Raw genomic sequence first — 13,402 nt, forward strand, 5'->3', positions numbered from 1 at the left:
GCAGATCGAGGTCTCGCCATGACGCACACACCCAGCGTTCCGGGGTCGGCACCGGCCACCTTGCCCTTCGTTCATCTGCGGGTGCACAGCTCCTACTCGCTGCTCGAAGGCGCGCTGAAGCTCGACCAGATCATCAAGTTCGCCGTCGCCGACGAGGCCCCGGCGATCGGCATCGCCGACACCAACAATCTCTTCGGCGCCCTGGAATTTTCCGAAAAGGCCTCCAAGGCCGGCATCCAGCCGATCGTCGGCTGCCAGCTCGACGTGGACTTCGCCGATTGCGAGGTTGACAACCGCCCCGGCCGGGGCGAGCGCGGGCTGTCTCCGGTCGGCCAGCTCGCCCTGATCGCGACGAGCGAGGAGGGCTACGCCAATCTCGTCGAGATCGTCTCCCTGGCCTATCTCGGCGACCCGGAAAACGATCGCCCCCTGGTGAAATGGGAGTGGGTGGAGGCGCGCGCGGCCGGTGTCGTCGCGCTGTCGGGTGGCCCCCTCGGCGCCATCGGTGCGGCGGTTGCGGCGGATCGCGGGCAGGTGGCGCGGGGCCGGCTGGAACGGCTCGCCGCGACCTTCGGAGACCGGCTTTACGTCGAACTGCAGCGCCAGGGCGACTTCAATCGGCGGGTCGAGGCGGATACGGTCGCGCTCGCCTACGAATACGCCCTCCCGCTCGTCGCCACCAACGAACCCTATTTCGCCTGCCCGGACGATTTCGAGGCGCATGACGCCTTGCTCGCGGTCGCCGGGAACCGGCTGGTCAGCCAGGAGGACCGACGCCGTCTGTCGCGCGATCACTGTCTGAAGACCAAGGCCGAGATGGCGGCTTTGTTCGCCGACCTGCCGGAGGCGCTTCAGAACACCGTCGAGATCGCCCGGCGCTGTTCCTATCGGCCGCGGACGCGGGCACCGATCCTGCCGCGCTTCGCCGGTGCCGATGCCGAGCCCGTCGCCGCCGAGGCAGCCGAGGCGGCCGAACTCCGCCGCCAGGCCTTCGAGGGGCTCGAACAGCGGCTCGTCAAGCTCGGCTGCGCACCCGGCGTCCCGCCGGAAGCCTATCGCGAGCGGCTGGAATTCGAGCTCGGCATCATCGAGCGGATGAAGTTTCCCGGCTACTTCCTGATCGTCTCGGACTTCATCAAGTGGGCCAAGGCGCAGGACATCCCGGTCGGGCCGGGCCGCGGTTCGGGTGCCGGCTCGCTGGTCGCCTATTCGCTGACGATCACCGATCTCGATCCGTTGCGCTTCTCGCTGCTGTTCGAGCGCTTCCTCAATCCCGAGCGCGTCTCGATGCCGGATTTCGACATCGACTTCTGCCAGGATCGGCGCGAGGAGGTGATCCGCTACGTTCAGGAGAAATACGGCCGCGAGCAAGTCGGGCAGATCATCACCTTCGGGACGCTGCAGGCGCGCGCCGTGCTGCGCGACGTCGGCCGGGTGCTCGAAATGTCCTATGGCCAGGTCGACAAGCTGTGCAAGCTGGTGCCGCAGAACCCGGCCAATCCGGTGACGCTCGCCCAGGCGCTCGAGGAGGAGCCGAGGCTTGCCGAGGCGCGCCGGGCCGAGGACGTCGTCGACCGGCTGATCTCGATCGCGTTGAAGCTCGAGGGCCTCTATCGCCACGCATCGACCCACGCGGCGGGTATCGTCATCGGCGATCGGCCGCTGTCGAAGCTCGTCCCGATGTATCGCGATCCGCGGTCCGACATGCCGGTCACCCAGTACAACATGAAATGGGTGGAGCCGGCGGGCCTGGTGAAGTTCGACTTCCTCGGGCTGAAGACGCTGACGACGCTGAAGACGGCGGTCGATCTCATCGCCCGCAAGGGGATCGACATCGATCTCTCGGCGATGCCCCTCGACGACAAGCCGACTTACGAGATGCTGACCCGGGGCGAGACGGTCGGCGTGTTCCAGGTGGAATCGGTCGGTATGCGCAAGGCGCTGATCGGCATGCGGCCCGACTGTCTGGAAGACATCATCGCGCTCGTCGCGCTCTATCGGCCGGGCCCGATGGAGAACATCCCGACCTACAACGCGCGCAAGCACGGCGAGGAAGATCCCGACTTCCTCCACCCGATGATCGAGCCGATCCTGAAGGAGACGCAAGGCGTCATCATCTATCAGGAGCAGGTGATGCAGATCGCCCAGGTCCTGTCCGGCTACTCCCTCGGCGAGGCCGATCTCCTGCGCCGCGCCATGGGCAAGAAGATCCGCGCCGAGATGGACAAGCAGCGGGTGCGCTTCGTCGAGGGCGCGGTGAAGAACGGCATCGCCAAGGGACAGGCGAACACGATCTTCGACCTCCTCGCCAAATTCGCCGACTATGGCTTCAACAAGTCGCATGCCGCCTGCTACGCTCTCGTCGCCTATCAGACGGCCTATCTGAAGGCCAACCACCCGGTCGAGTTCCTCGCCGCGTCGATGACGCTCGATACCGGCAACACCGACAAGCTCAACGATTTCCGCTCCGATGCGCGGCGCCTCGGCATCGAAGTCGTGCCGCCCTCGGTGCAGACCTCCTACAAGGCGTTCGAGGTCGGCGAGAACAAGATCTTCTATGCGCTTGCGGCCATCAAGGGCGTCGGCGAACAGGCCGTCGAGCACGTCGTCGAGCGCCGCGGCGACAAGCCCTTTGCTTCGCTCGAGGATTTCTGCGCCAGGATCGATCCGAAGATCGTCAACAAGCGGACGCTCGAATTTCTCGTCGCGGCGGGCGCGCTCGACTGTTTCGGCCAGGACCGCGCGCTTCTCTACGCCAATGTCGAACGGATGATGGGCTACGCGCTGCGGATGTCCCAAGGGCGCGCCATGGGGCAGGACGACATGTTCGGTGCGGCCCTCGGCGGCGCGCCGGAGCCGCTGGCCCTCAATGCGGCGCCGCTCTGGACGGCGTCGGAAAAGCTGATGAAGGAGTTCCAGGCGGTCGGCTTCTATCTCTCGGCCCATCCGCTCGACGAGTATCGGGACGTTCTGAAGCGGCTGAGGGTCCAGTCGCATACCGAGGTGGTGGCTGCCGTGAAGCGTGGCGCGACGGCCGGGCGGCTCGCCGGAACCGTGACCTCGCGCCAGGAACGCAAGACCCGCAATGGCGGCAAGATCGGCATCGTGCAGCTTTCCGACGCGAGTGGCCAGTACGAGGTCGTGCTCTTTTCGGAGGCGCTCGTTGCGTTCCGCGACACGCTCGAACAGGGAGCGTCGGTGATCGTGACGGTCTCTGCCGAAGAGCGGCCGGAGGGCATCTCGCTGCGGGCCCAGCAGGTCCAGTCGCTCGAAGACGAGGCGGTGCGCACCCAGAAGGCGCTGCGCGTCTTCATGCGCGACGCAAAGCCCCTGGCGGCCTTCCGCAGCCAGCTGTCGAGCGAGGGAGACAGCGAGGTGTCGTTCGTTCTCGTCCGGGATGGCGGCGAGCGCGAGGTGGAGATCACCCTGCCGGGCCGCTACCGCGTCTCCCCGCAGATGGCGAGCGCGGTCAAGGCCGCGCCGGGGGTCATCGAGGTGGAGCTGCTGTAATTGCCATTACCAATCCATCAGAACGGGAACATTTCATCGAGAGACTTTAGTATCTCGTCAAGCGCGCGATCTGCTCCTGACGCTTTCCGTTTGGCAGCGTGAAATGTTTCTCTCATCATCCCATAAAAATTTTGAGCGTATAAATCATCTTTATCGATATCCTCATCGTTGAATGAATCAATTATATCTCCGTCTTTGTTAAAAATATCGACTGTATATATCGACCCCCGGTCCCCGTCTGACTCGCTAAGTTGTAGTGTGTATCCACTTATATTGCTCTGCAATACGGATTGATCACCCGCTAATGACCATGACAGACTCCCATCCTCTGTTTTGTTTTTTAACAAAGCAGCCAGTCTACGATACCGATCGAGCGACATTGTCAGCTTTCTCCTCTCCTCGAAGCGCGTATAAGAGTTCAACGAGTTGGTCGATGTCGTCGGAAATGATAGAATTTGCCTTACTTACATTGATTTTCCCCGGGTCATTAATGTAGCGGTCAAGCTGACGCTCTAGCGCAGCAAAATTCCCAATACATTCATTCACAAGTTGTATTTGCTCTGTCGATAGCTTTTTGCTAGTGGATCGAACTTGTATTAGTAGGCGTCGGGCCTCTGAGTACCGCTCGCTCAATCTATTCCAAGCCTGCTCCCGATGGAGCGCTTTGATCGTTTCCATTGCCGTTATTACTGCAGACAAATCGATAAATGATTCGATCCTCAAAAGCTCTTCTCGGGCGGCGTTCGCAGCTTTCTCCGCTCGTAGCGCGGCATCGCCTGATTTCCTCACAGAGGCGATTGTAAACCAGAAGCCAATCAACGCGACAATGAAACCCAGAATGCTCGTCAGTTCCAAAAGACCTGACGCTTTTAGCCAGTTCACAGCTTCATCGTACAACCTTAGGCCTCTTGTCTAATGGGATGCAACTATAGGGCTCATTGCGAGCCTAGTTTCGCAGTAGTTCTGGCCGTCCCATCTACTCGTTCGATAAGTCGGTCGCACAGGGCAAACTTTCTAGCGTTGGGTATCCGCTATCACTACTCCACGTCATTTTTGATGTTTGTGGAGCGGGAAGGTTGTGGACGAAATTGGCGGAAGGTGAGACCAGTTTCAATGGCTTTATCGCCGAACTTGCCGCGCAGCCTGTCGAGCGCGGCTTCCGCCTTGGCGCGTTTCAAGGCGCCCGGATCGACGAGATCGACCGGGTCGGCGCCGGCTGCGGCGGAAAAATCCGCGCAGCCGATGCCGAGCAGCCTAAAGCGTGTTCCGTCGGTCTCCTTCTTCAGAAGTGCCCGTCCCGCGGCGAAGATGCGATCGGCGAGCCGCGTCGGATCCGTCAGCTTGCGATTGCGGGTTCTGAGCCGGAAATCCGCGGTCTTGAGCTTCAGGACCACCGTCGAGGCCGCAAGATCGGTCTTCTTCAGTCTCGCCGCGACCTTTTCCGACAGATCGCGCAGGATGGGCGTCAATTCTTCCAGCGAGGCGATGTCGGCGTTGAAGGTCGTTTCGGCCGAGATGCTCTTGGCTTCCGAGCGCGGGCTGACCGAACGATCGTCGATGCCGCGGGACAGGCGCCAGAGCCGGCGACCGGTCTCGCCGTAGCGCTTCATCAGGTCGGTTTCTTCCATCGTCTGCAGCTGGCCGATCCGATGCAGGCCGTCGCGGGCGAGTTTCTGCTCCATCGCCTGGCCGACACCCCAGATCAGGCTGATCGGCCTTTCCGCCAGAAACGCAGTCGTCTCCGCCCGGCCGATCACGGAAAAGCCGCGTGGCTTGGCGAGATCGCTGGCGATCTTGGCGAGAAACTTGTTGTGGGAAAGACCGATCGAGACGGTGATGCCGAGTTCCGTCTCGATCCGCTTGGCGAGCCGGGCCAGCGTCATCGAGCCCGGCTCGCGATGCAGCGCTTCGGTGCCGGACAGGTCGAGAAAGGCTTCATCGATCGACAGTGGCTCGACGAGGGGGGTGGTCTCGCCCATCAGCACCCTGATGGATCGTGCGACGCCGACATATTTGGCCATGTCCGGCCGCAGCACGACCGCGTCCGGGCAGAGCTTCAGCGCCTTGAACATCGGCATCGCCGACTTCACGCCGCGGATGCGGGCGATGTAGCAGGCAGTCGACACGACGCCGCGCCGACCGCCGCCGATGATCAGCGGCTTGTCGGCGAGGTCGGGTCGGTCCCGCTTTTCGATGCTGGCATAGAAGGCGTCGCAGTCGATATGGGCGATCGACAGAGCCGCGGCCTCGGGATGGTCGAGAAGGCGAGGGCTGCCGCAGGCACGGCAGCGCTTCGCGCCCGGCGTGGCGGGCGTGAAGCAGTCGCGGCAGAAGATCGAGGGGACTAAGATGGCCATCATGCCCGCCGACGGTGAAATCCGATCATAGTCGGGTTGCCTCGAGGCGGCGAGAGGCCGTGGGCCCGAGCCCTGCCGTATTTCGTCCGGCCATTTCGCTTTCGCCAGAATCTCAGCTTTCGAGCCACGTCCGGATCTTTGCCGCCGCCGTCGGCCAGTCGGTCGCGCTCTCCGCCCCCTGCGGCAAGGGCGGCAGGTGCGGCCGGAACACGTCGTTCGCCATGAAATGCAGAAGCCGAACCTGCGGGGCGCTGCGTCGCACGGCGGCGAGGTTGGGCGGCAGGTCGTCGACGAAGACGACGGGGCCGTCCCAGCGCTCGCACAGCTCCGCCACGACGGCGCCCTTCGAGCGTTCGGTCGCAATCATCGGATAGAGGAGGCCACTGCGGTCGAGGGTCCGCCGCCGACGCTCGTAGTGGCTCGGCGTCATCGCCGTCAGGAAGACGATGTCGGCGAGGTCGGCAAAGCCGCCGAGCGTCTCCTGGGCGCAATCGACCGGGCGCTGGCGCGCCTCCTGCTCGCGATAGAGTTGCTCGGTGATGTCGTCCAGCCGATGGCCCGACAGTGCGGCGCCCGTGGCGATCTCCCGGACGTTGCCCGTCAGTCGAAAGCTCTCGGCATGTAGTTTCGCCCCATGATCTTCGAGAAGCTCGCAGAACGGCGTGATGAATTGCAGGACCACTTCATCGACATCGAGGACGAGAAGTGCATTATGACGCTGCGACAGATCCGCGATCGCCGGGCCTCTCGTTTCGGGCGATTTCGTCATGATGGTCCGAGATTGCGGCGTGACCCGGGGCAGATGGCATCGTCTTTCGCCCCTGTCCGCGGCAAAGCGGCGGTCTCGCCGACAAACGCCTTTGCCGGCGATGGCATACGAGGCGGCGAGGTCGGGCGCATCAGTCGTTTAGGTCTTCGGGGCCGGCCAGAAGACGTCGCGCGGTGACGACCGACTGCGGGGGGACGTCTTGTGCAGCGCAGAACGCTTCGAGCGTCGGCTCGTGGGCGAGAATGAAATCGAGGACGCCGGGCAGAAATCCAGCGGCGCGGGCGGCATCCCGAAGTTGTGATTGCTCGATCCCGGTCAGGGCCAGAAAGCGCGGCCACAGAACCGGATCCGCCGCGATGAAGGTCAGGCCCTCGACTGCGATGGCTTCGGCCTCGTCGCGTCCCATCGCGTTGCGGCCCGCGGCCTGTAGCCGAACGCTGCGGGGATCGTTAACGAAATTCAATCTGGCGATTCCCGATTCTTAATGAAATCCGCTTACATACGGATGGGGTAATCGAATTTCGTGGCCCGGTCGAGGCAAGGAGAATCGACGATGGCGAAGAAAGTCATGATCGTCGAAGACAATGAGCTGAACATGAAGCTGTTCCGCGATCTCCTCGTCGCGCACGGCTACGACACCGTTCAGACGCGCAACGGACTGGACGCGATGGACCTCGCCCGGGCCGAGCGGCCGGACCTGATTCTGATGGACATCCAGCTCCCGGAGATCTCGGGGCTCGACGTCACCCGGCAGTTGAAGGCCGACCCGGAACTCTTCAAGATTCCGATCATCGCCGTCACGGCCTTTGCCATGAAGGGCGACGAGGAGCGCATCCGCCAGGGCGGCTGCGAAGCCTACATCTCCAAGCCGATTTCGGTGAACCGCTTCATGGAAGTGATCCGCTCCTTCCTCGACGACGCCTGAGCGGCGCGATGACCGCGCGCATTCTCGTCGTCGACGACATCGAGGTGAATCTGCGGCTTCTGACGGCAAGGCTGGCGGCGGAATATTACGAGGTCGCCGGCGCCGAGAGCGGCGAGGCGGCGCTGAAGCTGCTCGACGCCCAGCCCTTCGACCTCGTGCTGCTCGACGTGATGATGCCGGGTCTCGACGGCTTCGAGGTCTGCCGCCGCATCAAGGCCTCGCCGCGGCTGATGCACGTGCCCGTGGTGCTGATCACGGCGCTGGACCAGCCCGAGGACCGGCTGACGGGCCTCGAGGCCGGCGCCGACGACTTCCTCACCAAGCCGGTCGGCGATCTCGCTTTGATGTCCCGCGTCCGCAGCCTGACGCGGCTGAAGCGGATCACCGACGAGCTGCGGAGCCGGGCGGAGACGGCGATGCGGCTGGTCGGCGGCGAGATGGAAATGCTGCGCCGCCTCGCCACCACCACGGGATCGCGGACGCTCGCCTATGTCGAGACCGAAGCGGAGGGCCGCGCGATCGCGAGGCGCCTGAGGACCGAGACGACGCTGACCGTCGTTACCGAGCCGGCGGCGCTGATCGAGGCGGCGGGCGGCGCCGACGTCCTCGTCATCGACCTTGCGGCCGAACGCCACGATCCGCTGCGGCTGATCTCGCAGCTGCGCTCGGCAGAAGTGACGCGGCTCCTGCCGATCCTGGCGCTGGCCGAAGCCGGCGACGAGACGCGGGCGGCGCGGGCGCTGGAACTCGGCGCCAACGACTACGTCTCCCGGCCGATCGACCGCAACGAGCTCGCCGCGCGCCTCAGGACGCAGCTGCGGCGCCGGCGATACGACGAGGGCCTGCGCCAGTCGCTGCAGCAGACCATCGAACTCGCCGTCACCGACCCGCTGACGGGCCTGCACAACCGCCGCTTCCTCGACATCCATCTGGAGCGCGCCGCAGCCGGCGAGGGCGGCTTCGCCCTGGCGCTGTTCGACATCGACCATTTCAAGCGGATCAACGACGGCTTCGGCCACGATGCCGGCGACGCCGTTCTGACCGAATTCGGCCGGCGCCTGAAGGCGGCGATCCGGGCGAGCGATCTCGCCTGCCGCTTCGGCGGCGAGGAATTCGCCGTGCTGATGCCCGGCGCCGACGTCGAGACCGCCGCGGCGGTGGCCGAGCGGATCCGCGAGGGGGTCGCGGGCGAACCCTTCGCCGCCGCCGCCGAGATGCTGGCGGTGACGGTCAGCGCCGGCGTCGCGGTGGTCTCGGCCGGCCGCGGCGAGACGCGCGAGGCGCTCGTCAAACGCGCCGACGCCGCGCTCTACGAGGCCAAGCGCGCCGGCCGCAACCGCATCGGCATGGCCCGCGCCGCCTGACCGGCGGCGTCCGCGCCTCCGAGCGGGACGAGACGAGCTGCGCTCACCCTTCCGCTCCATCTTCCTGTCGGAGCATGATCTGTCCCGAAAACCGGGTCCCGCTTTTCGGGATCATGCTCACGCAGCCGCGACGGCAACGATCTGTGGACAAGCCGGCCGGGGCGGCGAACGCGGTTGGCGCCGTCTTAACCCTGTTGCTAAAACTTTGCCCTTCCGGGCCGGGGCGAAGTTGCATTCGGCCCGGTTCTGGGCAAGTGTTCGGCCAGGGAATTGCAGGGCCCGCCGACGATTTCGGGCCCTCGGACAACCCCATGGAATGCTCAGGTCCGCCGCATCTCCTGGGTCCCGTGGGGGGCCGGTCGGCACCGCGCAAGGGTGGTTTCCTCGTACCGCCGCGCGGAGGCCGGCCGGCCACTGTTTTCGGGCCGGCCCTCACGACAGTCCGCTCTTTTCCGCCGCCATGTCCCGCACCTCGGCCGCGCGCCGGCGGATTTCGCTCTGCTCGAACTTGAAAAGCTGCGGGTCGCGAAACGCCTCCGGCGACCGGAGGCGCATCGCGCCGAGCCGCAGCGCCATCACCGCATCCTTCGGCAGTCGCTTCAGGCAGGGCGGCGCGACGGCGGTCGATTCGCCCCGCCGCGCGCCGAAGCGGCAGGTGAAGCTCCGCCGGCAGTCGCCGCGCCGGCAATTGCGGGTGAGCCCCTGGGCGATCGCCGCCAGCGCCCGCTCGTCGTCGGCCGGGCCGGGCGCCCCGTCGCCCGCGTCCTCGGCCGGACGTTCGTCCTTGCAATGTCTGCGCCTTGGCGGCTTGCGGCCGGCGCCCGCGGCGATCAGCGCCAGGCGGCAGGCGCTGATATGGCGCCGCGCGATGGCCACGCTCTCCGCCCGCTCCTCGGCGGTGACGGGCCGTTCCTCGCCCTCGTCCTTCGCGCCGCGTCTTGCCATGGTGTCCTCCGCGCACGGCTTCCCGTTCCCGCGCCGCCTTTTCGCGGGCGGGTGGGTGCCCGATCCGTTCTGCCGCCCTTCGTGCCAAAAGCACTCGGGCGGAGTCTCTGTCCCGTCCTCAAGCTTCGCCTTTCGGCTCGCTGACGGGCCCCTGATCGCCGCCCTCGCGAAAGGCTCGGGCGGCGGTGCACCGGAGGCAAGCCCTCCGTTCAATCAACAATCCGGCTCGCCTCCGGCGCACCGCGCGGCTCTGATGCGACCTCCCATGGACCGTCGCCCGCCTGATCGACGGGTTCCGGTGGCGGCTGGCGCTTCACCCGCCGCGCCTTTTCAGCGCGGCGACCTCAAGCGGACCGATCCGCACCCGCGCCGTATTACGCGAGGGGCCAGCGGCGCCGGAAGGCCGTCCGGGACGCCCGCCCTCCGGAAGGGCAGACGGCGCGGAGACCGCATCGCCGGCCCGCAGACGCTCCCGGCGAGCGCCCGTGCCCGGTTCCCGTCGACTGGTGTCGGGTGGACCGGCGATGGGGGGAGTATGGGGGCGTGGGGAGGGGCGGGGATAAGGTTTTTGGGGAGGATGAGGGGAATCAGGGGGTTGGGGGGGAATCGGGGGAGAGATATTGGCGGGAGTGGAGGCAGGGCGCCCTCTGGCCTGATTGTGGGAGAGAGGGCGATCTCACCGTTTCGGCAAATCCAAGTGATAGAGATAGCAAGAGAGGGCTACACTCGGACAGTGTGACCTCAACAGCATCCTGCACGAAGCGTAATTGTCTAAGGAAAATCAGCATTAGCAAATAATGTTTTATAAATCAGCGTTAGCAAATAATTTTGTATCCTGAGAATAAGATGACAGGGATGGACCTATTGTACCCAGTCGCATTCATTCTTCTGTTGCTTTCGAGTCTTCTTGAAGAGATTTTGCAATATCATTTCGTATAAAATTGAGATATGCAGACCATAAACCGTCGACATACGACGTAATAAGATCCACTCTTTTAGCCGAAAACACCTCATAGTGCCACTTGTTGCGGATATCGACACGAAAATCTCCAAAACCATGGTCAATATAAGTATTACTCTTCGTGAATATAACGATATTTATCCGACTAGGTATTACAGAAAAATAAAGATTATATTTTTTAAGTGCGGGATAGCGCGGTATGAACTCACAAACAGTTGTTGGTTGTTCGTACGTGTCAAGGTTCGATCTGAAGCCAGTAACAACCGATATTTCCCTTTCTATCGGTTCCGCCGACGGCCGCGATGTAATACTCTCTATTTTAGAGAAACTTGAAGAAAATGGCAATATATTTAAACGCTCCGTGCGCTTTTCCTTAACGGGTGAAGCCAGATAAGGAGGGGTTGCCGACTGTCGCCCCAACCAATCGCCTATTTCAGATCGATTTGGTGTCGAATCGGGAGTTAATGACCCCAAACTTAAATTGAATAGACTATTCAAATCCCCATTTATTGTCTTTTCGCCCAAATAACGATGTACGCTATCAATATATTCCAGAATCTCATCTTTACTGCAATATATTTCCGACTTTTCACCAACTATTTTTAGTAAGTTTTTGTCTTCAGTGGCTAAAGCGCCTTTATTTTCTGGCTCAATATCGACGACAATTTTTGATACATCCTTTACAAGATGGTCATCAACTTGAACGAAAACGTCTGTAAAGCTTCCTTGTATGACGAAATATGGCGTTTGTGAATCCGATTTTTCAAAATCGTCTGAGATAAAATCGATAAGGGCTTTGTATCTGATCGGGCCGACTTCTGAATTCTTAATCGCTTTGCCGATACAATTCGTAAAATCGCTTAAAATAGTTTGAAATGAATTCTGATCTCTTTGTGAAGAAAATAAAAAATAGCAGGAGTTGTAAAGTCCTGCCGAAGCTTTAACGTACTTTTCCGTGGTTTCTGGATCTTTGATATACTGAGCACCCGACTCGCAAGCATCGACAATTTTCACGGTGAGAGCTGGAGACGTCGATCGAATAAGACCGTCAAGCTCCGAATTTGATAGAGATGTTTGGCGAGATCTTGATGACTTATAGCCAGGTAGGACGTAATTAAACTCATCGTTGTGAAAGCGGCCATGACCAGAAAAGTAGAATAAAAAGGTCTCTATCTCCTGGTTACATATTTCGTCAATAAACTCAGCAATCTCAAGCTTTATCTTCTCTCCCGATTTGCCAAAAGAGCCGGATATAACCTTTGTTGTGGAAAAATCGCCATTCTCGCATATACGCTGCATCAGCTGGAGGTCGGCCTCACAACCCGGCAAGTCAGACGCTTCATCGGAATGATAATCCGAAAAGCTTATTAGTAGCGCAATTTTCAAATTCACGACCTTCGTATACATCTACAGAAGTTGGCCGGCACTGTCGCCAAGCGTAACACCGGGCTTCTAAGTATATTAAAACTCTAGATGGCTCTTTGCAATAGGACGCGTGCGTGGCAGGTGGCCACCAGCAGATTAACGACCCCTACTGACAGGTGGCGGCAGTTGATGCGCCGGGGAAGCAAGTGAAGTCCGCCAGGGCGTTTGTCCTCGGCATTGGGCCGATCCGCCGTCGTCACCACAGGCCACGGTAGAGTTCCTGCCAGTCGGGGTTCATCGTCTCGATGAGCGCGACTTTTCGCGCGCGGGACCACTTCTTCAGGGACTTTTCGCGGGCGATGGCGTCGCGGATGTCGAAGTGCTCTTCGTACCAGACGAGGCGCTTGCAGCCGTAGCGGCTGGTGAAGCCCTTCGTCGCTTCCGACTTGTGTTCGAAGACGCGGCGGGCGAGGTCGGACGTCACGCCGATATAGAGCGTGCCGCCCCGCTGCGACGCCATGATGTAGACGTGTCCCGCCATGAGGGGATGGTGCTGGGAGGCGGGGGCGGCGTCAAGGCGCTGGCGGGCGCTGCGGGGCCGAGGCTGGGGCACTTGCAAGGCTGCGCGAGGCTTCTGCGGTTGCGGGACGCGGCAGGGCGGGGCGCCGCCACCAACGCTTCGTCATCCTCGGCCCGATAGGGTCGGGGATCCACGCCTCTGCATCGCCGCTGGTGATCGGGTGCGGGAAGGGCGGTGCGTGGCGGAGGGTGCGGTTCTGCCACGGAGCGGCGGTGGAGCGGTCCCGGCATGGATCCCCGACCCTGCGGGCCGAGGATGACGAAGTGGAGGGGTGGGCGGCCGCCGTTCTGATCCGGAGCGGCGGTGGTGCGGCTCCGGCATGGATCCCCGACCCTGCGGGTCGAGGATGACGAGGCGGTGGGGTGGCGGCCGGCGTTCTGACGCGGAGCGGCGGTGGCGCGGCTCCGGCATGGATCGCCGACCCTGCGGGTCGAGGATGAGGAAGTGGAGGGGTGGGTGCCGCCGTTCTGATCCGGAGCGGCGGTGGCGTGGCTCCGGCATGGCAACTGTGTTCATGCAAAGGCCTTTTTGTCCCTCTGCATGGCATTGAGGACGGTGAGAAGCTTTCTGGCGACGGCGATGATCGCGACCTTCTTGGATCCCGATCTTTCGGTGACGGCGTTGAA

Annotated in this window: 11 protein-coding genes; 3 read left to right on the forward strand and 8 right to left on the reverse strand. The window is 62.4% G+C overall.

Annotated features, from left to right (window positions below; all coding sequences use genetic code 11):
• The first annotated feature begins 18 nt into the window (after positions 1–18).
• Positions 19–3,510 carry a DNA polymerase III subunit alpha gene (gene dnaE / locus LZD57_RS19160; RefSeq protein ID WP_233721185.1) on the forward strand — a complete coding sequence of 1,164 codons (3,492 nt, stop codon included), beginning with the start codon at positions 19–21 and terminating at the stop codon, positions 3,508–3,510.
• 17 nt (positions 3,511–3,527) lie between these two features.
• On the opposite strand, the gene LZD57_RS19165 is transcribed toward dnaE, so the two are convergent.
• The 5 genes from LZD57_RS19165 to LZD57_RS19185 form a co-directional block, all read right to left on the reverse strand.
• Entirely contained in the window at positions 3,528–3,890 is a 363-nt protein-coding gene (locus LZD57_RS19165) for a hypothetical protein (RefSeq protein WP_233721186.1), read from the reverse strand.
• Positions 3,868–4,407: a hypothetical protein gene (locus tag LZD57_RS19170; RefSeq protein ID WP_233721187.1), complete on the reverse strand. Its 540-nt coding sequence runs from the start codon at positions 4,405–4,407 to the stop codon at positions 3,868–3,870. The genes LZD57_RS19165 and LZD57_RS19170 overlap by 23 nt, the downstream gene beginning before the upstream one ends.
• A gap of 140 nt (positions 4,408–4,547) precedes the next feature.
• Positions 4,548–5,867, reverse strand: a complete 1,320-nt coding sequence (locus LZD57_RS19175) for a DNA polymerase IV (protein WP_233721188.1) — start codon at positions 5,865–5,867, stop codon at positions 4,548–4,550.
• Between the two features lie 112 nt (positions 5,868–5,979).
• Positions 5,980–6,636 (reverse strand): hypothetical protein, encoded by a 657-nt coding sequence (locus LZD57_RS19180; RefSeq protein ID WP_233721189.1) that lies wholly within the window; start codon positions 6,634–6,636, stop codon positions 5,980–5,982.
• A 130-nt stretch (positions 6,637–6,766) separates the two neighbouring features.
• Complete coding sequence (locus tag LZD57_RS19185) at positions 6,767–7,042, reverse strand: DUF3572 domain-containing protein (protein WP_233721201.1); 276 nt, start codon at positions 7,040–7,042, stop codon at positions 6,767–6,769.
• A 147-nt stretch (positions 7,043–7,189) separates the two neighbouring features.
• On the opposite strand from LZD57_RS19185, the gene LZD57_RS19190 reads away from it, so the two are divergent.
• Both LZD57_RS19190 and LZD57_RS19195 read left to right on the forward strand, forming a co-directional pair.
• Positions 7,190–7,561, forward strand: a complete 372-nt coding sequence (locus LZD57_RS19190; protein WP_163465024.1) for a response regulator — start codon at positions 7,190–7,192, stop codon at positions 7,559–7,561.
• An 8-nt stretch (positions 7,562–7,569) separates the two neighbouring features.
• Positions 7,570–8,925: a PleD family two-component system response regulator gene (locus tag LZD57_RS19195; protein WP_233721190.1), complete on the forward strand. Its 1,356-nt coding sequence runs from the start codon at positions 7,570–7,572 to the stop codon at positions 8,923–8,925.
• A gap of 432 nt (positions 8,926–9,357) precedes the next feature.
• Here the strand turns inward: LZD57_RS19195 and LZD57_RS19200 are convergent, their stop codons facing one another.
• The 3 genes from LZD57_RS19200 to LZD57_RS19210 form a co-directional block, all read right to left on the reverse strand.
• The gene (locus LZD57_RS19200) at positions 9,358–9,870 is read right to left on the reverse strand and encodes a hypothetical protein (protein ID WP_233721191.1); all 513 of its coding nucleotides are present in this window, start codon (positions 9,868–9,870) and stop codon (positions 9,358–9,360) included.
• A gap of 880 nt (positions 9,871–10,750) precedes the next feature.
• Positions 10,751–12,223, reverse strand: coding sequence for a caspase family protein (locus tag LZD57_RS19205; RefSeq protein ID WP_233721192.1), 1,473 nt, complete (start codon positions 12,221–12,223; stop codon positions 10,751–10,753).
• A 229-nt stretch (positions 12,224–12,452) separates the two neighbouring features.
• On the reverse strand, positions 12,453–12,737 hold the full coding sequence (locus LZD57_RS19210; protein ID WP_233721193.1) for a GIY-YIG nuclease family protein: 285 nt from the start codon (positions 12,735–12,737) through the stop codon (positions 12,453–12,455).
• Positions 12,738–13,402 lie beyond the last annotated feature (665 nt).

Origin of the sequence: Jiella avicenniae, assembly GCF_021390325.1 — a bacterium.
GTDB lineage: Bacteria > Pseudomonadota > Alphaproteobacteria > Rhizobiales > Rhizobiaceae > Jiella > Jiella avicenniae.

Excerpts from the sequence above, each read along its gene's own strand:
- dnaE (WP_233721185.1), top strand. The coding sequence starts at position 19 with ATGACGCACACACCCAGCGTTCCGGGGTCGGCACCGGCCACCTTGCCC.
- LZD57_RS19175 (WP_233721188.1), bottom strand. The coding sequence starts at position 5,867 with ATGGCCATCTTAGTCCCCTCGATCTTCTGCCGCGACTGCTTCACGCCC.
- LZD57_RS19185 (WP_233721201.1), bottom strand. The coding sequence starts at position 7,042 with ATGGGACGCGACGAGGCCGAAGCCATCGCAGTCGAGGGCCTGACCTTC.
- LZD57_RS19210 (WP_233721193.1), bottom strand. The coding sequence starts at position 12,737 with ATGGCGGGACACGTCTACATCATGGCGTCGCAGCGGGGCGGCACGCTC.
- LZD57_RS19165 (WP_233721186.1), bottom strand. The coding sequence starts at position 3,890 with ATGTCGCTCGATCGGTATCGTAGACTGGCTGCTTTGTTAAAAAACAAA.
- LZD57_RS19195 (WP_233721190.1), top strand. The coding sequence starts at position 7,570 with ATGACCGCGCGCATTCTCGTCGTCGACGACATCGAGGTGAATCTGCGG.
- LZD57_RS19200 (WP_233721191.1), bottom strand. The coding sequence starts at position 9,870 with ATGGCAAGACGCGGCGCGAAGGACGAGGGCGAGGAACGGCCCGTCACC.
- LZD57_RS19180 (WP_233721189.1), bottom strand. The coding sequence starts at position 6,636 with ATGACGAAATCGCCCGAAACGAGAGGCCCGGCGATCGCGGATCTGTCG.
- LZD57_RS19190 (WP_163465024.1), top strand. The coding sequence starts at position 7,190 with ATGGCGAAGAAAGTCATGATCGTCGAAGACAATGAGCTGAACATGAAG.